A 23,166-nucleotide genomic window follows, 5' to 3' on the forward strand; every position below is an offset into this window, starting at 1 on the left:
ATGAGCGATATTTTCAAAGCAACTGATGATTTTGTACTTAATCTGTTAAAAAATCAACTTGATGCTATATATGTTTACCATAATTATACGCATACTAAACGAGTTGTTAAAAGTACGCAGGAAATAATCGACAATTCTCAAATCGATGTTAATGATCAAAAAGCATTATTACTTGCTGCATGGTTACATGATACCGGTTATATAAAAGGTGCTGAAGGACATGAAGAAGAAAGTGCTCGTATCGCAGAAACTTTTCTTAACGAGCAAAATGAAGATAAAGATATTATTGCTAGCGTTAAAAAATTGATACTAGCCACTAAATTTTGTGGTGTCCCTACTGATCCATTAGAAGAAATCATTAGAGATGCTGATGCTTCTCATTTTGCTAAAGAATACTATAAAGAAACTAGTGAACTACTGAAGCAAGAGCTAAAACTAAGAGGTAAAGTATATACTAACAAAGAGTGGCGTAAAGAAAATATAATCGTTTTTACAGAAAAACATCGTTATTATACGTCTTATGCTATTAAAAACTGGAATACTTCAAAAAATGATAATCTTTTAAAATTAATTAAAAAGAAAAAAAAGAAAAAACAAAAATACGCTAAGGAAAAAGTAAAAGTAGACCTAAAAAATCAAAGTCCAGAAAGAGCTATTCAAACTCTTTTTAGAACTACACTACGTAATCATATAAAATTAAGCGACATAGCAGATACTAAGGCTAACATACTTCTATCTGTAAATGCGATTATTATTTCATTAGCGCTGGCAAATATTATTCCTAAATTGGATCAAATAAGTAATAGACACTTGTTATGGCCTACATTGATATTGATTTTATTTTCAGTGGCTAGTATAATATTATCAATAATGTCTACCAGACCCAATGTTACCACAGGAGAATTTACTGATGAACAGGTACAAAATAGACAAGTAAATTTATTATTCTTTGGTAACTTTCACAAGGTACCTTTTCAAAGGTATCAAAAGGCCCTGATGGAGTTGCTAGAAAATAAAGAAGAAGTGTATGAGTCTTTATTAAAAGATTTATGGCTTTTAGGACTAGTACTCAATAGAAAATATACCTTACTTAGATGGACCTACACGATATTTATGATAGGTATTATCGCTTCTGTGATGGCATTTATTATTGCATTTATGACCACCGATTTTCAGCAAATTACAGATGTAATTCCTTAACAAGATCATTATAAGTTAAGGTTTCATCAATAATATCAATATTATAAAGAACGTTAACTCTTATGGCTTTAAGACCTACAACACCTTGAACATCTTCCAGTTCAAGGTGTTCTATTTCTTTACCTAACAGTTTATTATGTTGAAGAAAGCTGATGTATCTCAAATATTCCCTTTGCGTTTCTTTATTCGTATAGATAATTGCAATTTTACCTTTTTGCGTGATACGTTCCTTTGTTCCTTTAATGTTTGCTTTATCAATACGCTTTTTGATCACCTCATAACGTGCGTTATAAGTACCATCTACATCAAATCTTTTCTCATCAATACGATACCTGATACTTAGTGTATTATCAAAAACAAGAATCATACTCGCAGCCTGTATGACCTCAGGTAAATTTTCTTGTAAAGCATAAAACCTATTCTCCATTTCAATCATGGTCTGTAATTGCCATAATCTTAAATTATATAGATATACAACATTAAATTCTTGATCTGTGGCTATACTGCTACCTATATAAATATTATGCTCAACACCGTCGGTTTTAAACCGTTCAAAGAAATGTGGGAAAATTTGTTGCGCTTCTTTTTGTCTTTGATCAATAGTATGTGAAAGTGCTTCATTAATAGCTTGTACTGTATTATCGTAATCGTTACGTTTTTTGTAAATAACACCACTACTCAATTCAATTTGAGATTGATAATTAGTAACTAATTCTATTATGTTAGGAGACAGTTTCAGTAAATGTTTCATTACCGGATTAATTTCATCGGTAAGCAGTTTAATAATATCTCTTTCAGAGTTTGCGTCAATCGTACCTTGTTCCAGTTCATTACGATACTCTTTTACACGATAAGATATTTGATCGTAAATAGGTAGTTTTTCATACGCTTTCGCGAAAGCAAATATTTCTCCTACTTGATCCAGTTGGTCTATTAAATCTCGTTTAATAGCCTCGTTACGAGCATCACTACTTCCTACAATGTCAATCTGACCATATAGAGGATGGATGTCTTGGAAACTTATATCCTTAAAATACTCATTACTAGATCCAGTATTACGAGCTTTCAATATCCTACGAGATTCTTTCTCAAATTTCCACTGAACACTAGGATGTATAGAAGTACATTCTGTCTGGATAAGTGCTTTTAAACTATTATCATATTCTTGCTCTGATCTGACAAGGGCAGCCTTTATATAACCAGAAACGTCATCAATTTTTGAAGCATTAAATGAATTCAATGCAAATTTCTTAATACTTACAATTTCTAAAACACCGATTAATCTACTGGATTTTGTTATAGGATAAAAAATAGCACTTTGAATCCCTTTTTTTAATAGGTTATCAGTTAAAAATTTATTCTTAATTTTTGTCGCATAATCCTCTACATCTGTTATAACCAACGGCTCAGAATTGCTTATTAAATGCTCGTAGCTGTCAGCACAAAGAACACCATTACAATCACTTTCTGAAATATTTCCTAAAATAAAACTCTCTGTCTCATTATAAGTATTTATTTCAAACGATTGTTCACGGTGATCGTACGAAGTAAAACCTACTCTTAAGTTCTCGAGATTAAAAATATTTCTAAAAATAGATTCTATTTTACTCGTTTGATCCTTTTTTGAATTGGTATCTAATAAAATTGTTTTTAAGTCTGAAATGGCCGCATCTATTGTAACATCAGTCAAAGAAATGATAACAAAACCACTGAATGTATAACTAAATTTAGGAAAACATTTGTTCCAAAATTTTTGATCATCAGGCATACGTAACAAATTCTTAACATCCTCTTCAGACAATAAATAAGAATCGTCATTTATTTTAACATCTATAAAATCTGCATTATATGTAACTCTATATGTGCGCTTGTGACCATTTTTATCTGGAATGTAAACATGCATAGGTCTACTTAAATCAATAGATTGATCATAAACTTGATTAAGGATGATACCACAAGATATTCTAAACATATCAAATTGTGAATCTTTCCTAAGATTAAGTGTAAAATCGGGACCTGCATTATCGATTATATTTTCTAAACGCTCAGTTTTATTAAATAATATATCAGTAAAAGGTATTGTTGCAGCTTTTATTTCATTTTTTGAAAGGGCTGCTGGAAACAGGTCTGACAATAAGATACTTATTGACTCTTCAAATCTAGAAAGTTCATCAAGTTGAATACCGCTTATAAGCTCTTCATTTTCATCCACAAATCGCAATATAGATGATATATAAAGCTTTTTAAAATTGCTCTCTTCATTTACTAGCCTACTTTTATAATGATCTACAATCTTCTTAAAAGTAAGCTGCACATTCATAAAACTGGGTGAGCTTTCATTTTCCATAAATCAAAGATACTTTTTATGTGTTAAGACTAGACAGTAGTAGGATAATTTTTGATTTCTTTAACCTGTATACTACACTCAAATCAATTATTTTAGCCAAAAATTTAATCAATGAAGTATTTATTAGTCTTTTTATCATTCTTAGCTATTAATCAGTGTAATGAAAAGAAGAAGGAAACTCATTTTATAAATGGTAATGCGCCAGGTGTTGCAAATGGTATGCGTGTATATCTTAATGATTTAGATCAAAATGGTCGAACCGTGATTATAGATACCAGCATTGTAATGGAGGAATCATTCTTTTTTGACAAAAAAGAACAACTAAGCAGTGAAGAAGTGCGCTTTTTAACTCTAGACGGAAGTGAAGGTAATTTTATTATCCTAGTTCAAAATAGCGCATTAAATATAAGGCTTAAAAAAGATTCTTTATATGATAGTGAGGTCATAGGAAGTAAATCAAATCAGGCCTTAAAAACTTTTAAAAAGCAACAAACTTCTTACGCCTCACAATCAAAAATATATAGAGACGAAAGAGCTGCGGCTTTAAGAAGTAATGATAATACAAAGGCAACTGATGTAACGGCAAAATGGACACAAGCAGAAAAGGATTTTAAAGAATATGCGATAGAAACTATTACCAGTAACAACTCTAGTGTTATCGCTCCTATGATTTTAGGAGAGTTACTTAATAGTAAATTTATAGATGCCGCAAAATCTAGAGAAATTTATAATGATTTTAATACACAGGTAAAACAATCTGTAATGGCACAAAGGATCGATGCTTATCTTAAAAAAACAGAGTCAGTAGCTATCGGTGCTAAAGCACCAGAATTTGAAGGAACCAGTCCTGACGGTTCTATTATTAAATTAAGTGATGTGTTAGGTAAGGTTACCTTGATTGATTTCTGGGCTTCCTGGTGCGGACCATGTCGTAGAGAAAATCCTAACGTTGTAGCGGCATATAATAAATACCATGAAAAAGGTTTTAATATTATTAGTGTTTCATTAGATAAAAAAAATGGAGAAAAAGCTTGGAAAGAGGCTATTGTCAAAGATAAAATGGACTGGAATCATGTTTCCAGATTGATGTACTTTGGTCCACTTGCAAAATTGTATAATGTGAATGCCATTCCAGCGACTTTTTTATTAGATGAAAATGGGATCATTATTGCTACTAACTTGAGAGGTCAGCAACTACACAATAAACTTGAAGAACTATTAGGAAACTCTTAAAATTCTAGTTTTTCATAAATCGCATTAAAAAAAATAAGATGATAATAGTAGCAAATAAAGTTATTACCGTAATTGTATTGGTATAAATCAAGTCAAAATCGTAAACTAAAGATAGTAAGACACCTGCTACTGCACCACCAAAATGTGCATCGTGACCTATATTATCATTAAGCCTTTTCATACCATAAAAAGAATAAATTAAATATCCTATTCCAAAAATAAAACCTGGAATCCCAAAGTAAATTCTCATGGTAGGATCTAGAACAATAGCGCTGTAAATAATGCCAGAAACGGCACCACTTGCTCCTAGAGCACTGTAATGGTATTCATCTTTATGAAACAAATAACTTAAAAAATTACCTGCTAGTAAACTAGAGAGATAGATGATTAAAAACTTTATATCTCCTAATCTAGTTACCACAGTTCCCGCAAAAAAGAACAGTGTGAGCATGTTGAAAAGTAAATGCCTTTGGTCTGCATGAAGAAAACCACTGGTAAAAAACCTAAACTGTTCTCCTCTTTGAATACCAGCTATATTGAATAAGTACTTACTCTTAAAACTATAATCTTGAAAGCCTTTAAAACTGATAATTATATTGGTTGCGATAACAACTATGGTGACTATATCTAAATTATACATGTATGATTTTAATAGATTACAAGATAGTATATTTGCTCAAAAATAGTTCATGCAAGCCATTGCTTTTTATCTTATATATCCGCTGCTTTGGATCATTTCACGTTTGCCTTTTTCTATAGTCTATCTGATCAGTGATTTTTTCTATTTTATTACGTATTATGTAATAGGTTATCGTAAAGATGTGATTAAAAGCAATTTAAGAATTGCTTTTCCAGATAAAAACGAAAAAGAGATTATTCGGTTATCAAAAAAAAGTACACAGCATTTCTGTGATATTTTTATTGAAATGATCAAGTCTATGGGAATGAGTAAAAAATCGATGAAAAAACGATTTACTTGTAAAAACCCTGAGTTAGTTAACGCTTTCGCGAAAGCGAGAAAACCGATCATAGCGATGTTTGGACATCAAGGAAGTTATGAATGGACTATGGCCTTAGGTGATGACATTGATTATAAGGTTTATGCAGTTTACAAGCCTTTAAAGCATAAAAAATTCAATCAACTAATTGTAAATATTAGAAGAAAGTTTGATGGCGAGTTAATCGCAATGAAACAAGCTACAGCTTTAATGAGCACATCTGCACAAAAAGAAGCTGCATTATTTGCACTAGTTGCGGATCAATCGCCTAAAGCAGCTAGAGCTCAATTTTTTACTAATTTTTTCAATGTTCCAAGTGCGGTGTTCAAAGGTGCAGAACGTATTTCTAAAGATTATAATACAGCAGTTGTATTCTTAAGAATAGCTAAAATAAAAAGAGGATACTATGAAACTGAATTTGTCACCATAACGGATAATGGATCTGAAACTGATGACTGGTATATTACCGACACTTTTTTCCAACTGCTTGAAGAACAAATCTACAAGCAGCCAGAATATTATTTGTGGTCGCATAAAAGATGGAAATCTACTTTAGCAAATACTAAACGTGACGTTGTGCTATCTCCTCGAGTTCAGAAATAAAACGATCTGCTAGATCGTCAGCCTCTTTTTGTGACGTAGCTTCTGTATAAATACGTATGATAGGTTCTGTGTTAGATTTTCTCATATGTACCCATTCGTTTTCAAAATCTATCTTAACACCATCTATACTAGTAACGTCTTCATTTTTATATTTAGTTTGAATCTCTTCTAGAATTGCATCTACTGGCATTCCTTTAACAAGATCCACTTTCTTTTTACCCATAAAGTATGAAGGATAGCTAGCTCTTAATTCACTAACCTTCATTTTTTTCTCAGTAAGAAGAGATAAAAACATGGCAACACCAACTAATGCATCTCTTCCATAATGAGAATCTGGGTAGATAATACCACCATTTCCTTCTCCACCTATAACGGCATTTTTTTCTTTCATCGTGTTTACCACATTAACTTCTCCTACAGCTGCCGCAAAATAGGATCCGCCATGTTTTAATGTAACATCTCTCAAAGCTCTAGAAGATGATAGATTAGATACTGTATTTCCTTTTTTATGACCCAATATATAATCTGCACAAGCGACTAAAGTATATTCTTCACCAAACATTTCTCCTGTTTCATCAACAAAAGCAAGTCTGTCTACATCAGGATCTACAGTAATACCCATATGTGCTTTGTTTTCAACGACCGCAGCACATAAATCAGCTAAATGTTCTTTTTTAGGTTCAGGATTATGAGGAAAATGACCAGTAGGATCGCAATATAATTCTACGACCTCTACACCTAGCGCTCTACACAATTCTGGTATAGCAATTCCTCCAGTGCTATTTACTCCATCAACAACAACTTTAAAACCAGCCGCTTTTATCTGTTCCACCTTTGTAACAGGCATATCTAATACCATCTGAATATGTCTAGGTATGTAATCCTCAATAATTTCAACAGTACCTAAATGGTCTACTTCTGCATAAGAAAAATCTTCCGCATCAGCAGTGTCTAAAATTTTCTGTCCTTCAGCACCATTTAAAAACTCTCCTTTATTGTTCAATAATTTTAGAGCATTCCATTGTTTAGGATTATGGCTTGCAGTTAGTATAATTCCTCCATCAGCGTTTTCATTTGGCACTGCTAGTTCAACCGTAGGTGTTGTACTCAGGCCTAAATCAACAATATGACAACCCATTCCTATTAATGTGTTTTGTACTAACGCTTGTATCATCGATCCACTCAATCTCGCATCCCTTCCAATAACTACCTTTGGTGCTGATTTTCCCGAATTTGCTTTTATCCATACTGCATAGGCACTAGCAAATTTAACAGCATCAAGTGGCGTTAAGTTTTCACCAGGTTCACCACCTATAGTACCACGTATTCCTGAAATAGATTTTATAAGAGTCATTCTATGTTTTTATTGGTTTACATTTACAACAAAAGTAATCTATCTAAAAAATATTTACCAGTTAGACGATCATAATACTATTAAAATTAGAAAGAAAGTATTTCGTTTAAGTGTGTTTAATAACAAAAGACCTTTCGACTAATAAAGCATTTCAATTCAAGCTATTTGCACCATAAAACATCTTTAATAAATGAATTACCTTGCTCACATATACCTTTCTAAAGAAGATAAAGAATTGAGAATAGGTAATTTTATTGCAGATTCTGTAAGAGGAAAAGATTTTAGCATGTTTCCCGATCGTGTAGCGCAAGGAATAATACTACATAGACATATAGATACTTATACTGATAAGCATGCTGTGGTTAAGCAAAGTAAAGATCTTATTAGGAAAGAATATGGACACTGGAGTGGTGTTATTGTAGATATTTATTATGATCACTTTCTAGCTGCAAACTGGTTAGATTTTCATGCAACACCATTATTAGATTATGTGAATGACTTTTATAAAGATCTTAAAGAAACACATGACATTCTCCCGGAAAAGGTTAAGCGATTTTTGCCTTATATGATAGAACAAAATTGGTTGCATAGTTATGCAACCGTTGAAGGAATTTCAAGAATCTTTGATCAAATGAATCATAGAACTAAAGGAAGAAGTAAAATGAATTTTGCTCCAATAGATTTGATCAAGTATTATAACGAGCTAGAGCAGCACTTTAGAGTGTTTATTGAAGACTTAAAAATTTATGTAGATCAGAAATTGTTAGAATTGTAAGAAAAAATTGCATTCTAAAATATTACACAAAAAAAGGCTGTCATCTCTGACAGCCTTTATAATTGGTTTAAGTAAATAATAGTAGACTATTAGTTGTTGATCAAACGGAATTCAGTACGACGGTTTGCTCTGTGCTCACGCTCAGTAAAAGAAACACCATCAGCACAACGATTCTTCAAACGAGTTTCACCATAGCCATTTGCTACGATTCGAGAAGAATTAATACCTTTAGAGATTAAATAATTAGCAACAGACTGTGCACGTCTTTCAGATAAAGCTTGATTAGAAGTTCTAGAACCTCTAGAGTCAGTATGAGAAGCAACTTCAACTTTAGAACCTTCAGTACCATTCAATACAATTTATAACTTTGCATCAATTTCAGCTTTATCGGCTGCAGTTAGCGTTGAGCTAGTTGTTCTCCAGTTGATGGCAAGACCATTGTACTCTACTAATTTACAATCAACTTCCGACCATACAGTAAGACCACCTTTAGAAACTAATTTATTACGTGATACTGTTTAAGAAGTAGAAGGCAAAGTTTCTTTAGTAGGAGTAACATCAGACTTTAAAACAGTCTTAGTAATGTTTGCATATTCTGCAGAGATCTCAATCTCTTCACCTCTTGCCGATTGGTCTAGTACAAGTACAGAATAGGTTGCTGTTTGTTCTGTAGTAGCCGTACGATCAAAAGATGCATCACTTGCAAGAGTAGTTAAAGAAACAGTAGTGTATTCTGCTGGGTAACCTTTATAACACCAGTAACGACAATCATCTGGGTTAGAAGAAGTATACTCAGCTGGTGGTACAGAACTCATTTCCCGTTGTGCATAAGCTGGCTTAACCTCAACATCTTTATCAGTTATGCCAAAAGTTGCTGCAGTAGTTGTAATCATTGAACCTGCTTGTATCTTTACATAAGTTCTTGTTTCTGTCTGATAAGTAGCAAGAATTACTCTCTACTTCTCAGAAGCCTGTTTAATCATTACTCTTTCTTTAACCGTTTCATAAGTGGCAGGAACAACTTCTAAGTTCTTATAAACAGAAGTTAATACAAAGCTTACCGTTTCATTTTCATAAACATCAGGTGTTGTACAACGTACGTAACATTTACCTAGTTCTGTATTAGTAGGTAAATCTTGTGCGTAAGCAAAACTTACGGCCATGATTGCTACTAGGGATAGTACTAATTTTTTTATTTGTGGCACATTTCTAATGGTTTATAGCTTGTTTTGCAAGGTCCATAAATCGCTTGCTCATCTATTTAAAAAACAAGTGAAAAATATACTGATTAGTTAAAACGTCCTTAAAATCTGACAACTTGTACTACAAACATTGAACAACAAAATATTAAATAAAACTCTTTAATAATTGAATAATCTTTAAATGATTATCATGATTATAATCTAAATGTGTGACTAATCTTAGCTTTCCTTGCCCCATATTACTAATAATTAAATCATTGGAAGTACAATAATCCATAATCGCTGTTTCATCCTTTACTTCAAAAATGACAATATTCGTCTCTACTGGTTCCACCTTAATTACATAAGGTAAAGTGGTTAGCGCATCACCTAGCTCTTTTGCTCTTTGATGATCATCTTTTAAACGTTTTATATTATTATCAAGTGCATAATTTGCTGCTGCAGCCATAAAACCTATTTGTCGCATTCCTCCTCCTAAAACTTTACGCACTCGCATAGCTTTTTTCATGATCTCTTTTTTACCAGCTAGAACTGTTCCTAATGGTGTTCCCATACCTTTTGAAAAACAAACCGATACAGTATCAAAGATGTCACCATAATCTTTAGAGTTCTGGCCGGTAGCTACTAGCGCATTCCACAAACGTGCACCATCCAGATGTAATCCTAACCCATGTTTTGTACAAACCGCTTTAATTGCCTGAAAAGTTTGTAGATCATAACATGCTCCACCACCTTTGTTTGTAGTGTTTTCTAAACATACTAAAGTAGTTAAAGGACTGTGATAAAAATCTGGTGGGTTAATAGCCGCTTCTATTTGAGCAGCAGTAACCATACCTCTATCACCATCAATCAACTTACAAGAAACACCACTATTAAAAGAAACGCCGCCACCTTCATAATTATAAACATGCGCGTATTTATCGCAAATTAATTGCTCTCCAGGCTGTGTATGCATTTTTATAGCAGCCTGATTTGCCATACTTCCAGTAGGAAAAAATAGTGCATCATCCATACCAAACATTTCTGCCACACGTCTTTCTAGTTCGTTAACTGTTGGATCTTCTTTATAAACATCATCACCTACCTGTGCTTTGAACATCGCTTCCATCATACCTTTTGATGGTTTAGTTACCGTATCACTTCTTAAATCAATCATTTTTTTAAATTTATTATACCACAATCATAACTATGACTATGGACATTCTACATCATTTTAAAATGTAATAATTATTGTAAAAGTTCCGCTTTCGCGAAAGCGAGATAAAAATAATCTCTATACCTTATATAGACTGTGATAATAGCTAAGAATTTAATTCTATTTTTGCAAGAGTCGAAAAAAACATTATGATTACTGCCGAACAGGTTAAAGAATTACAGGAACGAGTTCAAAAGTTAAAAAGTTACCTACAGATTGATGCCAAGCAAGTTGAAATCACAAATCTGGAAGAAAAAACCTTTTCTCCTGATTTTTGGAACAAGCCTAAAGATGCAGAAGTCATCATGAAACTACTACGTAATAAAAAACAATGGACTACCGATTATGCCGCTGCGGTGACTCTAACAGAAGACCTTGAAGTTCTTTTTGAATTCTTTAAAGAAGATGAAGCTAGTGAACAAGATGTTGTTACAAAATACGATGCAGCAAATGATCTTATTGAGAAGTTAGAGTTTAAAAACATGCTTTCTAATGAAGGTGATGATATGAGTGCTGTTCTTCAAATTACTGCTGGTGCTGGTGGAACAGAATCATGTGATTGGGCAGAAATGTTGATGAGAATGTACATGATGTGGGCAGAAAAAAATGGCTATAAAGTAAAAGAGCTCAATTTTCAATCTGGTGATGTGGCTGGTATAAAAACAGTAACACTAGAAATCGAGGGAGATTATAGTTTTGGTTGGTTAAAAAGTGAAAATGGTGTTCATAGATTAGTACGTATCTCACCATTTGATTCTAATGCAAAACGTCACACTTCTTTTGCCTCGGTATACGTTTACCCATTAGCAGATGATTCTATTGAAATTGATATCAATCCAGCAGATATTAATTGGGATTTTGCTAGATCTAGTGGTGCTGGTGGGCAAAATGTGAATAAAGTAGAAACCAAGGCTATTTTAACGCACCATCCATCTGGTATAGTGATCCATAATTCTGAAACGCGTTCACAACTTGAAAATCGGGAAAAAGCAATGCAAATGTTAAAGTCACAGCTTTTTGAGATTGAATTACAAAAACGTAATGCCGCTAGAAAAGAAATTGAAGCTGGAAAAATGAAAATAGAATGGGGTTCTCAAATACGCAATTATGTATTACACCCTTATAAACTAATTAAAGATGTGAGAACTGGACATGAAACTGGAAATGTAGATGCTGTTCTTAACGGTGATTTAGATGCTTTTCTTAAAGCATTCCTAATGGAAGATAGCAAAGAAATACCTAGTGACGAGCTTTAACTTAAGTTTAGTAAACATCGATTAACCCTTCTAATAGTTTTAGAGTCCTAAAGAAAACTTTAAAACTGTTATGAATAAGATTTTTACTTTCCTGATGCTGCTGATGGTGTCAATTAGTTACTCACAAGTTTCCGACCCTATTACTATTAAAGGAAAATTAATTGATAAGAATTCTGGTAGCCCTTTAGAATTTGCCACGGTATCATTTATTAGTAAAAATCCAGAAAAACTACCACAAGGCGGTGTTACTGATTTAGATGGTAATTATTCTTTTAAAATTACTCCTGGAACATACACTATTAGATGGGAATACATCACATTCAAAAGTGTTGTTAAAGAAAATCAGGTGATCACTGAAGATAAAGATTACGGTACAATCTCACTAGAAATTGATGTTGCAGAGCTAGATACTTTAGTTATTGTTGCTGAGAAAACGACTGTTGACATAAGATTAGATAAAAAAATATACAACATAGGAAAAGATCTTACAGTACGTGGTGGTAGTGCCAGTGATGTCTTAGATAATGTTCCTTCAGTATCGGTAGATGTAGAAGGAAATGTTGCTTTAAGAGGTAATGATAACGTAACTATCTTAATTGATGGTAGGCCAAGTGCTCTCGTAGGTTTTAATGGTGCTGAGGCATTGAGACAAATTCCTGCAGATGCCATTGAAAAAGTAGAAGTAATAACCTCACCAAGTGCAAGATATGATGCCGAAGGAACAGCAGGAATTTTGAATATCATTCTTAGAAAAAATAAATTAACTGGATTTAATGGAACATTACAATTAGATGCTGGCTACAATCCGCAATTAGGATCTTCATTTAACGGTAACTTCAGAACTGACAAATGGAACTTTTTTACAAATACCGGATTTAGATATAGAGAACGTCCAGGAAACGCTTCTAGCAATACAGAGTACTTTGGATCTACAGCATTAAATAAGTTTGTGAATGAACAAAGAGATTTTGATAGATTAGGCCGAAACTTTTTCACAAGTATAGGTGCTGAATACTTTATTGATGATCAATCAAGTATTGTAGCAAACGTGGTTTACAGAAAAGGTAATGATGATGATGTTAGTACCAACATTATTGAAAGATTAGATGATAATAGAAACCTCAATGAAGCTACTGAGCGAATTGAAGAAGAAGCTGAGGACGATACAAGAATTCAATACTCTCTAGATTATAAAAATGATCTAGATGATAATGGTCAAAGGATCAATGCTACTTTACAGTACTCTACTTCTATCGAAGATCAATTTGCAGACATCATTGAAACAGAAACTACAACAAATACCATAAATGATGTGGAAAGAACAGTGAGCAACGAAGACGAAAAAAACGTAAACGTTCAAGTAGATTATGAACTTCCTATAGGAGAAGATACTCAATGGGAAGCTGGATATAGAGGGAATTACCGTGATATCTCAAATACTTTTTATCTTGAAGAACAGAGAGGTTTTCCAGTTGGTCCTATAGTTCCGGACCTAGGCCTTAATAATACCTTTGATTATGAGGAATTGGTAAACGCGTTTTATGGGCAGTTCGGTAAAGAATTAGGAAAGTTCTCTTTTCTTGCTGGTTTGAGGTTTGAACAAACTAATGTAGTAATCAAACAAGCAACAACAAATAGTGAAGACAATAAAGATTATGGTAGCCTCTTCCCTACTGTTAATTTAGGTTATGAGATTAAAGACGGAGAAAATATAACATTAGGTTACAATAGAAGAGTAAGACGACCTCGTGGAAGATTTTTAAACCCATTTCCTAGTAGGTCTAGTGAGTCTAACGTTTTTCAAGGAAATGTAGATTTAGACCCAACATTTACAAACGCTCTAGACTTAGGTTATTTGAGACGATGGACTAAATTTACACTTGCAACATCTGTGTACTTCAATCGCAGTACTGATAATTGGGAATTTATTCAAAGAGAAACAGGTGAAAACACTGATAATGGAGATCCTGTAATAAGCCGCTCTCCGGTAAACCTTTCTACACAAAACCGTGTTGGGTATGAGCTAACTCTTACTTACAGACCTTTTAAGTGGTGGACGATCAATTCTGACTTTAATTTATTTAGAGAAACATCAGAAGGTGATATAGATATAATAATTGATGATGAATTAGTAAATCAAAATTTTGATTTTGACAATACAAGTTATTTTGCAAGACTAAATCAAAAATTTAGTTTACCGTCTGGTATTGATTTGCAAACTCGTATGAATTATCGAGGTGCAAGTACCAGTGCACAAGGTAGTAACGATGGGATTTTTACAATGAATCTAGCAGCAAGTAAAGATATACTAGGTGATGATGCGACAATCTCTTTGAATGTGAGCGATTTATTTAATAGCCGTATTAGACAAAGTACGGTTACCACAGACTCATTCATATCTTCTAGCGAGTTTCAATGGAGAGAAAGACAAGTCAATTTGAGCTTTGTATATCGTTTCAATCAGCAAAAGAAACGTGATCGAGGAAACCGATCTAACGACGATGATGGTGATGATGGTTTTGAAGGATAGTTTTTAACAATTTTTATAATTATGGCCTAAATTATTTAACAAATAATGAGAATTATATTGAACTGAAAAAATCAATTTTGTTCAAAATAAAAAAAGATGAAAAAAATATTTTTAACGTTATTACTGACTGTAATTACATTAACAATAACAAATGCTCAAGAAGTATCTAAAAACGCAATCGGAATAAGAGCTGGTGATGGTGATGGATTTGGAACAGAAATTTCTTATCAAAGAGCATTGAGTGGTAACAACCGTTTAGAAATTGATTTAGGTTATGAAAACGGTGATAACTTTGATGGTTTTAAAGCAACTGGTATGTACCAATGGTTATGGAATATTGAAGGTGGCTTTAACTGGTATGCTGGTGCTGGTGCTGGAGTTGGTACAATAAGTCTTGATGATGATTTCCCTGCGAGAGGAAACTTTAACGATGATTCTGAGACATTCATTTTTGCTGCTGGTCAAGTAGGAATTGAGTACAATTTTGATCTACCTTTATTGATCTCTTTAGATGTAAGACCAGAATTTTATTTTGGTGACTTTAGAGATGGAAATGATTTAGATATTGCCTTAGGTATAAGATATCAGTTTTAAATGAATTAATTTCTTATTCAAAAACGGCGATCCTTTCAGATCGCCGTTTTTTTTGGACTTACTTTTTGCTTATTCTAATGGAAATTTTATCAGATGGTTGGTTGGCTAGAATTACTATACCTGGTGTAGTCATACTCATCGTTACCATACTGCCTTTTGCAGGAAATTGGTATCTAAACTTATAGTAAGTTTCTTCTCCTTCTTCAATAAATTGTGGCGCAGTAACTGTGAATCCGCCTGAGTTTTTTTCTCCCATACTTACCACAATTAGAGATTGTGCTTTAAAATTCACAACAGGAACCTCAAAAGCTGGTGATCTAGTGGCATTAAGTTGCTCATAAAACGCGATAAGATCTCTTTGATTATCGATAATTATTGACTTCTCTTCTACAACATTGATATTGCTACTCTCAACTAGAACTAGATAGTCTTCAGCATTTGACTTTAATGTTTGATTTGCTATATCCTTTTTACTATTGCAAGAACTAATACTAAATAGACTTAGTGTCAGCAAGAACAGTATCGTATAATTTTTCATATTGTGGTATTATGTTTAATATGTCGTATTGTTCCGCTTTCGCGAAAGCGGCATTTTTATAATCATTTAATACATGATCATCTTTTAATATTTTAACTGCATTTGCAGCCATTTCTTCAATATTTCCTACGTCACTAGTGAAACCAGAAACACCATCTTCATTTACCTCTGGAAGACCACCAGTATTAGTAGAAATAACCGGTGTGCGATTTGCCATAGCTTCAAGAGCTGCAAGACCAAAACTTTCTTTCTCTGATGGTAATAAAAACAAATCAGAAAAACACAGAATACGGTCTATTTCTCTACTGTTTCCTACCCATTTAATTTTCATTTTTAATCCAGATTTATTTGCATATTCTTCTGCTGCAAAACGCTCTGGTCCGTCACCTACCATTATCAAAATTGCAGGAATTTCTTTTTCAACCAATTCAAAAATTTTGACCACATCCATAATACGTTTTACCGGTCGCATATTGCTAATATGAGTAATGATACGTTCTTGAGGAAATGCCATGACCGTGCGATCACAATCTTTAAATTCTGTCTTATATAAAGACATATCAATAAAGTTAGGAACCACATCTATTTGCTTAGAAATATTAAAAAGATCTAAAGTATCGCGCTTTAAACTAGCAGAAACTGAAGTCACAACATCGCTATTATTGATGCTAAAAGTTACTGAAGGCTTATAAACTGGATGATTACCTACTAAAGTAATATCTGTACCATGTAAAGTGGTCACCATTGGTATCGTTATTCCTTCATCTTTTAACATTTGTTGCGCCATGTAACCTGCATATGCATGAGGAATGGCATAATGTACATGCAGTAATTCTATTCCATATTCTTGAACCACATTAACCAATTTGCTGGAAAGTGCCAGATCATATGGTTGGTAATGAAAAAGTGGGTATTCCTCCACATTTACCTCGTGGAAAAATATATTTCTAGCCAGTAAATCTAGTCTCACTGGTTGTTTATAGGTAACAAAATGTACCTCATGACCTCTTTCTGCAAGTGCTGTTCCCAACATGGTTGCTACTACTCCACTACCACCAAAGGTAGGATAACAAACTATGGCTAGTTTCATTTATTCGTTTTTTAGTCTATGATCGAGTCATAAATAATTTGTTGAATGTTAGTTCTAATATTTTCTGTAATAATAAATCTATTACTAGCATCTGGATGTACTCTATTTGATAAAAAAACATATACTATTTCCTTATCTGGATCTGCCCAAGTATAAGAACCAGTAAAACCACTGTGACCAAAACTACTTCTATCCACACAACCACAAGTAGGACCTGAATCTTCTAATTGTGGTTTATCAAAACCTACACCTCTTCTCACATGATTTTCACAATAATAGCAAGTATTAAACTTATCAATAGTTTCTTGCTTTAGGTATTGTCTTCCTCCATAATAACCACCTTGAAGATACATTTGCATCATCTTTGCAATATCATTTGCAGTAGAAAAAACTCCGGCATGTCCACCGATGCCACCTTGCATCGCAGCACCTTGATCATGAACATAACCATGTATTAATTGATTTCTGAAAGTTGTATCCTCTTCTGTAGGTACGATCTGATCTTTAGGAAACTTATTTAAAGGCAAATAACCTGTTCTATTCATACCTAAAGATGTATAAAAATGATCTTGCGTTAATTGGTCCAGGTTCTTATTGTAATGCTTTTCTATATACTTTTTCATTAAATAATAAGGCAAGTCACTGTATTTGTATTCTAAATCTGTACTTAAATCACTTCTTATGATGCGATCAAAAATCGTGTCTTGAACTTGGTCATTTGTAAACAAACCTGCTGCTACAGGAATCTTAAAACTTGCCTTTGATCCATTACTATAGTATTTACTAGATGGTTTGTTAGTTACAGAATCTAGTGTATACACATAAAAAGGAATCCATGGTTTTAATCTTCCATAGTGAGAAAGCATTTGTTTAATTGTTATCTGTTCTTTATTTGTGCTTTTGAGATCTGGATCTAATTTAGAAATAGCATCATCTAAGGAAAGAACATTTTTTTCTTCCAGTTCCATAACTAAAGGTAATGTTGCTAGAATTTTTGTCACAGATGCTATATCATAGACATCAGTTCCCGTTATCGCATCTTTTTTGCTATAAGTATGATGCCCATAACTTTTATTAAGAATTACTTTACCACGGCGTGCGACTAAAATTTGCATTCCAGGTGCTCCTTTTCCATTTATGGTATGCCTTGCAACACTATCTATTTTTGCTATCATACTAGGATCAAAACCAACACTAGATGGATTGTTTCCGTAACTTAAACGTTTAATATGATTGACTTTTAAACCATCATTTACTTGAAACAAACCAGAACTTACAGGTAAATTCCCAACCGCATCTCTAGCACCAAAAATAATTTGAGCGCTTACCTTCTGACTCCACTCACTGTTTTGGTAAGACATTAAAATACCTTCAAAATTTTTAATCGTCTTAAGTTGATCGAGCATATAAGGTCTTACAAAACCGTCAAAGATCACATCGTGCTTTCTAGCAATTTCATATAACCAGGTTAACTCACGTTCTTTTAATTGATAAGATTTCCATGGATTATCATTACTTCTATGTAAACCTATAATCACAGTGTTATAGCTTTCTAAGCTCTTAAGCAAACCATCAAGCTTTGTTCCTTTCACTCGATCGACCTTGGTATACTTATTCAATTCATTAAAAAATACTTCTCCAGAATCATCACCTAGTTCTACGTAAGCGATTTTTTTAGTCTCCAAATTCTGAATAGGTAGAATTCCTTTTGAGTTTTTTAGAACTGTAATGGATTTTGAAATGGCATTTTCATAAACTATATCATCTCGTTCTGTATTTAAATCTTGTATTAAACTCGATACAACTACAGGTTGATATTTATGAAGTCCTACAATATATTTAGACATTAAAATCTTTTTAACCGAATGAGCTAATCGCTCTTCAGTTATTTCTCCAGCTGCCACTGCGGCGGCGATTTTATCAATAGATTTTGGAACATTTTCTGAAATGAGCAGTACGTCATTTCCAGCTTTAAAGGCTTGCAAATCTATCTCACCAGGCGCGCTAAAGTTACTTGCCCCTTTCATATTTAAAGCATCAGTAAAAATTAAACCTTTAAATCCTAATCTTGATTTCAATAAGTCGGTAACTACTTTTTCACTAATACTGGTAGGATAACCAGCTCTAGGTTCTAAACTAGGGATGTTTAAATGAGCTACCATCACGCTAGCCATTCCTTCATCAATTAGTTTTTTATAAGGATATAATTCTACACTATCAATACGCTGCGCGCTAAAGTCTACTGTAGGTAGTGTTTTATGACTGTCCGTATCCGTATCACCATGACCAGGAAAATGTTTTGCGCAAGCCAGTGTTCCCGTACTTTGCATTCCTTTCATAAACGCACCAGCTTTATTTGTCACGTTATACATGTCTTCACCAAAACTTCTATTTCCAATAATAGGATTCAACGGATTAGTATTGATATCTACATCAGGAGCAAAATTAATATGTACACCTAATCGTTTACAGTGTTCACCTATGCGTTTTCCCACTTCATAACTGGATTGTTTCCCTGGTGTTGCACCTAGTGTCATGTTCCATGGAAAAGCATACGTACTGTCCAGTCGCATAGAAAGTCCCCATTCTGCATCCATTGCAATTAATAAGGGCGTTTTAGATTTAGATTGTAACTCGTTTGTTAAATAGGCTTGTTGAACTGGTCCACCTTTTGAAAAGATAATACCGCCTATTTTATAGTTTTCTACTAATTTGCGCACGTTGTCTGCATGCGCTTTTCCCTTATTGGAAAACATATCGACCATAAATAATTGACCGATTCTTTCCTTAGGAGATAAGCTGTTGTAGACACTATCCACCCATTTCATCTGTGCGATAGAGTCCTTTGCTATAAGTGGCTCATTACTTGTTAATTGTGCTTGTGAAGTGTATGCTTTCGCGAAAGCGAATACCACAAAAAGCCTAAAAGCATATTTAAATTTCATATTATTTTCCTGCATTTTCATAGGGAAACCAAAAATCATTCCTCAATCGAAAGATACCGAAAAACAAAGGCATGACATAAAAAAACCAGCCTAATTTAGGCTGGTTTTTGAACTGTTTTATGAACCGATTATTAATCAGAAACAAACTTAACACCTAGATTAATCATGGTAAAATTAAAGGTGGTATCTCGATCGTATTTTACAAACTTAGCATCAATGCTTTTTAGTCCAAATTTTGAAATATGGAGCTTAGTAAATATATCAGTGTACGTCAAACCTAAACCATATTGATTTGCTTGATATTCTGAAAGATCAAAATCTGAGGTATAAAATTCTTGAGTAGAAAGATGCTCTTCATAAGGTGCAAAATAATCTGCAGCAGTCTGATTATAAAATCGATAAGAAGGGTAGACCGTTAATTTATCAGTTAACTTTATAGGTACTTCAAGACTTAGTGTATGTGAGTCAATCCCCCAATTATCAGTGTAATAGCGGTAAGAAGAACGTAATACAAACCGCTCAGTTAGGTACCAGTTTAAACGACCACCGACAGCGATTTTAGTTCTAGAATCTGGGAGTCTTTCAACATCATCAGCAAGTTGAAATTCATCTATAAATGAGTCTGCAACATCACTAAAATAGACTCTTTGAAAAGGTGTGGACAATAATCCTTGCTGTTGAATTAAATCTAGTGATAAAGAACCTTGAACATTTTTATGTAATATCTGAGAGAATCCTAGTCCTAAAGAATAGGAATTACGTCCTTTATCAGAGATTTCATTAAAATTAGGATTATAATTAGCATTACCTGTGATGGTATTTCTTGTAAATAATTCTGCAGCTAATCCATTTCCATTGGTTCCAAAAGATCTTAACTCTGTAGGATGAATGATTTTCCAACTGTCTAAGAACACATTTGCATTCACACTCAACTCGGTATTTTTTTCATTAAATAGTCTTGTATAGCTTCCGCCAAGGCCTAAAGAAAAATAATCATACTCTGAAGATACGGAAGCCTTTGCACTCCATATTTTATTGCGATCGTCAGAACTATGAGAATAATTACCTGTCATATTTGCCCATAAATCGCCACTAGACGCACCAGAAGATGCTTGAAAAGGACTGGCAGGGCCATCATCAAAAGGTCCTACATTACTAGAAGATGCCGAAGTATAAGCGCTAACACCGGCATCTATGGTTAATACGTCATCATCATTTAAAGGAATAGCTACTATAAATGTAGCTGTTACATCATTTAACTCTTCTGTACCTATTCCACCGCTTACTGCGGCATTATCTCCATCTTGAGTATAAGTACTTGTTAAAAAATCTATTTCGGCTGTTTCTAAAACTCGCTTTTTATAAGTCTGAGTATTATTTTCTATTTCTTGTGCCTTTACTGTGGTAAAGGTTAATAGAAATATGACACTTAATAGTGTCATTAGTATTGGTTTATTTTTCATCATTTAATTACAGCCGCAGCCGCCACCTGTTTTACCTCCATTAGCACCTACTGCTGCTTCTCTATAAGAATGAGCAGTTGCAATGTTACGATCTGCTTTTTTATCTCCTAGAACCATGTCTGGATCATTAAGATTTACCTTTTCATATTCTTTAACCACTACGCAGCTGCTTAGCGAGAGAATGACCAGGATTAGAATCACTATATTTTTCATCATAATTTGTCTATTTTAATATTGTTCGAAGTGACTACATTACCCTGCTCATCAATGATGATGCATTCAATATTTGGCAATTGATTAATCCTATTCAATCCTACCTCTTTGCCCATCACAAATACAGAAGTCGCAAGTGCATCAGCAAGTTCTGCTTTGGGAGAAAAAACTGTCACGCTTATAATACCTGTAGATGGATAACCATTTCTAGGATCGATTATGTGAGAATATCGCGTATCATTAAAGGTTACAAACTTTTCATAATTGCCCGATGTAACAACTGCTCCATTAGAAATAGGAAGTAATGCAAAGGACTTATTCTTATCCATAGGATTTGTGATAGCTACCTTCCACTCTTCTCCATTAGGCTGTTTTCCCCAAGTGTTCATATCTCCTGATGCATTAATTATACCAGCAGTAATACCTTTAGACTTCAATAACTCTTTAGCTTTATCTGCTGCATATCCTTTTCCTATGCCACCAAAACCAATTTTCATTCCTTCTAATTTCAAAAACACGGTAGAATTTATTTCGTCTAATATAATGTTTTTGAATCCAACTTTTGAAATAGAAGCGCTAATAAGTTGATCAGATGGCATTTCCTTCATGCTTCCATCATACTTCCAAATTTTGTCCATAGACGCATAACTGATGTCAAATGCTCCATCAGTCAGTTTTGAAATGGAAATGGCTCTTTTAATTAAGTTGAATAATTCCTTATCGACTTTAACAGCTTTAACACCTGCGTTTCTATTAACTTCAGAAGTTTGAGATTTGGGATCCCAAGAAGAAATTAAATTTTCAATGCGTTTGATCTCAGCTATAGCAACATCCATGGACTTTTCTCCTAGCTCTTCATTGTTTGCAACTACAGTAATATCAAAGCGACTACCCATTAATTTTAAGGTACGCTTAAAAGTTCCTTGTGCACTTAATGAAGAAACACTTAGAAATAAAAAGAAAACAACTACTCTAAAATTAACCTTTAAATCCATCTATAATTTTGATAAAACCTTCTGCACCAACTTTCTTATAACTTTCTTTGCCCAAAACTTTACCAGTAGTATCTAGAACAACTACAAAAGGGAAAAAACCTTGAGGATTATATTTATCTGCCAGCAGAGCATTTGCTTTACTTTGTTCCTTTGACAATCCATTTTTCCTTTTTCTTGGAAAATCTGCTTGCAGCATAACATAATTTTCTGTGGCATGTTGTTTAAAAATATCAGTACTCCATACCTCTTTGTCTAATTTAATGCAGGGTGCGCACCAATCAGAACCTTGAAAAACTAAAATAATTACCTTATTTTCTTCCTTTGCAATGTTCTTTGCTTTTGAAAAGTCAGTGATCCATTCTTGAGCATTCATAGAATTGATAGACAGAAAAAATAGGGATAGTATTAAGAATACTTTGTTCATGGGTTATGTTTTAATATTGAGGTAAAATTAAACAATATAAAAACGTCTTTACGTAACAATTATTACATATAAATAAAAACCAGCCTAATTTAGGCTGGTTTTTGAACTGTTTTATGAACTAAAAGTAAGATTACGAACACTCACATTTACAAATATCTCCTTCAAAAAAATTATAACGATGTTGGTATGATTTAATCCCATCTGGGCAAAG

At 33.4% G+C, this 23,166-nt stretch carries 21 protein-coding genes; 7 read left to right on the top strand and 14 right to left on the bottom strand.

The annotated features are described in order from the left end of the window. A complete protein-coding gene (locus ACTF54_RS11185; protein WP_347197562.1) occupies nt 1-1,200 on the top strand; it encodes a Pycsar system effector family protein in 1,200 nt (399 codons plus the stop codon). Here ACTF54_RS11185 and ACTF54_RS11190 read toward each other — a convergent pair. Further along, nucleotides 1,181-3,547 (bottom strand): GAF domain-containing protein, encoded by a 2,367-nt coding sequence (locus tag ACTF54_RS11190; RefSeq protein WP_347197563.1) that lies wholly within the window; start codon nt 3,545-3,547, stop codon nt 1,181-1,183. The two genes, ACTF54_RS11185 and ACTF54_RS11190, sit on opposite strands and share 20 nt — an antisense overlap. Before the next feature lie 111 nt (nt 3,548-3,658). On the opposite strand from ACTF54_RS11190, the gene ACTF54_RS11195 reads away from it, so the two are divergent. Next, nucleotides 3,659-4,780, top strand: a complete 1,122-nt coding sequence (locus ACTF54_RS11195) for a redoxin domain-containing protein (protein ID WP_438969371.1) — start codon at nt 3,659-3,661, stop codon at nt 4,778-4,780. A 4-nt stretch (nt 4,781-4,784) separates the two neighbouring features. Here the strand turns inward: ACTF54_RS11195 and ACTF54_RS11200 are convergent, their stop codons facing one another. After that, nucleotides 4,785-5,420, bottom strand: coding sequence for a rhomboid family intramembrane serine protease (locus tag ACTF54_RS11200; RefSeq protein WP_347197565.1), 636 nt, complete (start codon nt 5,418-5,420; stop codon nt 4,785-4,787). Between the two features lie 49 nt (nt 5,421-5,469). Here ACTF54_RS11200 and ACTF54_RS11205 point away from each other — a divergent pair, with 49 nt between their 5' ends. After that, a complete protein-coding gene (locus ACTF54_RS11205; protein WP_347197566.1) occupies nt 5,470-6,381 on the top strand; it encodes a lysophospholipid acyltransferase family protein in 912 nt (303 codons plus the stop codon). Here ACTF54_RS11205 and glmM read toward each other — a convergent pair. Then, the gene (gene glmM / locus ACTF54_RS11210) at nt 6,341-7,735 is read right to left on the bottom strand and encodes a phosphoglucosamine mutase (RefSeq protein WP_347197567.1); all 1,395 of its coding nucleotides are present in this window, start codon (nt 7,733-7,735) and stop codon (nt 6,341-6,343) included. The genes ACTF54_RS11205 and glmM overlap by 41 nt on opposite strands. Nucleotides 7,736-7,925: 190 nt before the next feature. On the opposite strand from glmM, the gene ACTF54_RS11215 reads away from it, so the two are divergent. Continuing rightward, nucleotides 7,926-8,510, top strand: a complete 585-nt coding sequence (locus ACTF54_RS11215; RefSeq protein WP_347197568.1) for an acyl carrier protein phosphodiesterase — start codon at nt 7,926-7,928, stop codon at nt 8,508-8,510. A gap of 89 nt (nt 8,511-8,599) precedes the next feature. Here ACTF54_RS11215 and ACTF54_RS11220 read toward each other — a convergent pair whose 3' ends face one another. The 4 genes from ACTF54_RS11220 to ACTF54_RS11235 form a co-directional block, all read right to left on the bottom strand. Then, the gene (locus ACTF54_RS11220) at nt 8,600-8,863 is read right to left on the bottom strand and encodes an OmpA family protein (RefSeq protein ID WP_438969372.1); all 264 of its coding nucleotides are present in this window, start codon (nt 8,861-8,863) and stop codon (nt 8,600-8,602) included. A 165-nt stretch (nt 8,864-9,028) separates the two neighbouring features. Beyond that, nucleotides 9,029-9,403 (bottom strand): hypothetical protein, encoded by a 375-nt coding sequence (locus ACTF54_RS11225; protein WP_347197570.1) that lies wholly within the window; start codon nt 9,401-9,403, stop codon nt 9,029-9,031. Between the two features lie 63 nt (nt 9,404-9,466). Next, on the bottom strand, nt 9,467-9,715 hold the full coding sequence (locus ACTF54_RS11230) for a hypothetical protein (protein ID WP_347197571.1): 249 nt from the start codon (nt 9,713-9,715) through the stop codon (nt 9,467-9,469). A gap of 142 nt (nt 9,716-9,857) precedes the next feature. Then, nucleotides 9,858-10,868 carry a threonine aldolase family protein gene (locus ACTF54_RS11235; protein ID WP_347197572.1) on the bottom strand — a complete coding sequence of 337 codons (1,011 nt, stop codon included), beginning with the start codon at nt 10,866-10,868 and terminating at the stop codon, nt 9,858-9,860. 188 nt (nt 10,869-11,056) lie between these two features. Here ACTF54_RS11235 and prfB point away from each other — a divergent pair, with 188 nt between their 5' ends. The 3 genes from prfB (at nt 11,057) to ACTF54_RS11250 (ending at nt 15,287) form a co-directional block, all read left to right on the top strand. Further along, a complete protein-coding gene (gene prfB / locus ACTF54_RS11240) occupies nt 11,057-12,163 on the top strand; it encodes a peptide chain release factor 2 (RefSeq protein WP_347197573.1) in 1,107 nt (368 codons plus the stop codon). Between the two features lie 70 nt (nt 12,164-12,233). After that, a complete protein-coding gene (locus ACTF54_RS11245) occupies nt 12,234-14,693 on the top strand; it encodes an outer membrane beta-barrel protein (RefSeq protein ID WP_438969373.1) in 2,460 nt (819 codons plus the stop codon). A 96-nt stretch (nt 14,694-14,789) separates the two neighbouring features. Further along, complete coding sequence (locus tag ACTF54_RS11250) at nt 14,790-15,287, top strand: outer membrane protein (RefSeq protein WP_438969374.1); 498 nt, start codon at nt 14,790-14,792, stop codon at nt 15,285-15,287. A 58-nt stretch (nt 15,288-15,345) separates the two neighbouring features. Here ACTF54_RS11250 and ACTF54_RS11255 read toward each other — a convergent pair whose 3' ends face one another. From ACTF54_RS11255 to ACTF54_RS11285, 7 genes are all read right to left on the bottom strand, one after another. Continuing rightward, complete coding sequence (locus ACTF54_RS11255) at nt 15,346-15,825, bottom strand: protease complex subunit PrcB family protein (RefSeq protein ID WP_347197576.1); 480 nt, start codon at nt 15,823-15,825, stop codon at nt 15,346-15,348. Then, complete coding sequence (bshA, locus tag ACTF54_RS11260; RefSeq protein WP_347197577.1) at nt 15,779-16,915, bottom strand: N-acetyl-alpha-D-glucosaminyl L-malate synthase BshA; 1,137 nt, start codon at nt 16,913-16,915, stop codon at nt 15,779-15,781. Before bshA ends, ACTF54_RS11255 begins: the two co-directional genes overlap by 47 nt. An 11-nt stretch (nt 16,916-16,926) precedes the next feature. Next, complete coding sequence (locus tag ACTF54_RS11265; RefSeq protein WP_438969402.1) at nt 16,927-19,860, bottom strand: glycoside hydrolase family 3 N-terminal domain-containing protein; 2,934 nt, start codon at nt 19,858-19,860, stop codon at nt 16,927-16,929. 131 nt (nt 19,861-19,991) lie between these two features. Then, nucleotides 19,992-21,302: a DUF3570 domain-containing protein gene (locus tag ACTF54_RS11270; RefSeq protein ID WP_347197579.1), complete on the bottom strand. Its 1,311-nt coding sequence runs from the start codon at nt 21,300-21,302 to the stop codon at nt 19,992-19,994. Between the two features lie 24 nt (nt 21,303-21,326). After that, nucleotides 21,327-21,539 carry a DUF4266 domain-containing protein gene (locus ACTF54_RS11275; protein WP_438969375.1) on the bottom strand — a complete coding sequence of 71 codons (213 nt, stop codon included), beginning with the start codon at nt 21,537-21,539 and terminating at the stop codon, nt 21,327-21,329. Beyond that, nucleotides 21,536-22,531, bottom strand: a complete 996-nt coding sequence (locus ACTF54_RS11280) for an FAD:protein FMN transferase (protein WP_347197581.1) — start codon at nt 22,529-22,531, stop codon at nt 21,536-21,538. Before ACTF54_RS11280 ends, ACTF54_RS11275 begins: the two co-directional genes overlap by 4 nt. Then, a complete protein-coding gene (locus ACTF54_RS11285) occupies nt 22,515-22,955 on the bottom strand; it encodes a thioredoxin family protein (protein WP_347197582.1) in 441 nt (146 codons plus the stop codon). The genes ACTF54_RS11280 and ACTF54_RS11285 overlap by 17 nt, the downstream gene beginning before the upstream one ends. Nucleotides 22,956-23,166: the final 211 nt, after the last annotated feature.

Source organism: Nonlabens sp., assembly GCF_965657255.1.
Classification (GTDB): domain Bacteria; phylum Bacteroidota; class Bacteroidia; order Flavobacteriales; family Flavobacteriaceae; genus Nonlabens.

What these genes read in the sequence shown, in the direction of transcription:
- ACTF54_RS11265 (WP_438969402.1), bottom strand. Translation starts at nt 19,860, where the DNA reads ATGAAATTTAAATATGCTTTTAGGCTTTTTGTGGTATTCGCTTTCGCG.
- glmM (WP_347197567.1), bottom strand. Translation starts at nt 7,735, where the DNA reads ATGACTCTTATAAAATCTATTTCAGGAATACGTGGTACTATAGGTGGT.
- bshA (WP_347197577.1), bottom strand. Translation starts at nt 16,915, where the DNA reads ATGAAACTAGCCATAGTTTGTTATCCTACCTTTGGTGGTAGTGGAGTA.
- ACTF54_RS11185 (WP_347197562.1), top strand. Translation starts at nt 1, where the DNA reads ATGAGCGATATTTTCAAAGCAACTGATGATTTTGTACTTAATCTGTTA.
- ACTF54_RS11285 (WP_347197582.1), bottom strand. Translation starts at nt 22,955, where the DNA reads ATGAACAAAGTATTCTTAATACTATCCCTATTTTTTCTGTCTATCAAT.
- ACTF54_RS11225 (WP_347197570.1), bottom strand. Translation starts at nt 9,403, where the DNA reads ATGATTACAACTACTGCAGCAACTTTTGGCATAACTGATAAAGATGTT.
- ACTF54_RS11195 (WP_438969371.1), top strand. Translation starts at nt 3,659, where the DNA reads ATGAAGTATTTATTAGTCTTTTTATCATTCTTAGCTATTAATCAGTGT.
- prfB (WP_347197573.1), top strand. Translation starts at nt 11,057, where the DNA reads ATGATTACTGCCGAACAGGTTAAAGAATTACAGGAACGAGTTCAAAAG.
- ACTF54_RS11245 (WP_438969373.1), top strand. Translation starts at nt 12,234, where the DNA reads ATGAATAAGATTTTTACTTTCCTGATGCTGCTGATGGTGTCAATTAGT.
- ACTF54_RS11205 (WP_347197566.1), top strand. Translation starts at nt 5,470, where the DNA reads ATGCAAGCCATTGCTTTTTATCTTATATATCCGCTGCTTTGGATCATT.
- ACTF54_RS11235 (WP_347197572.1), bottom strand. Translation starts at nt 10,868, where the DNA reads ATGATTGATTTAAGAAGTGATACGGTAACTAAACCATCAAAAGGTATG.
- ACTF54_RS11190 (WP_347197563.1), bottom strand. Translation starts at nt 3,547, where the DNA reads ATGGAAAATGAAAGCTCACCCAGTTTTATGAATGTGCAGCTTACTTTT.
- ACTF54_RS11270 (WP_347197579.1), bottom strand. Translation starts at nt 21,302, where the DNA reads ATGACACTATTAAGTGTCATATTTCTATTAACCTTTACCACAGTAAAG.
- ACTF54_RS11215 (WP_347197568.1), top strand. Translation starts at nt 7,926, where the DNA reads ATGAATTACCTTGCTCACATATACCTTTCTAAAGAAGATAAAGAATTG.
- ACTF54_RS11275 (WP_438969375.1), bottom strand. Translation starts at nt 21,539, where the DNA reads ATGATGAAAAATATAGTGATTCTAATCCTGGTCATTCTCTCGCTAAGC.
- ACTF54_RS11255 (WP_347197576.1), bottom strand. Translation starts at nt 15,825, where the DNA reads ATGAAAAATTATACGATACTGTTCTTGCTGACACTAAGTCTATTTAGT.
- ACTF54_RS11250 (WP_438969374.1), top strand. Translation starts at nt 14,790, where the DNA reads ATGAAAAAAATATTTTTAACGTTATTACTGACTGTAATTACATTAACA.
- ACTF54_RS11280 (WP_347197581.1), bottom strand. Translation starts at nt 22,531, where the DNA reads ATGGATTTAAAGGTTAATTTTAGAGTAGTTGTTTTCTTTTTATTTCTA.
- ACTF54_RS11200 (WP_347197565.1), bottom strand. Translation starts at nt 5,420, where the DNA reads ATGTATAATTTAGATATAGTCACCATAGTTGTTATCGCAACCAATATA.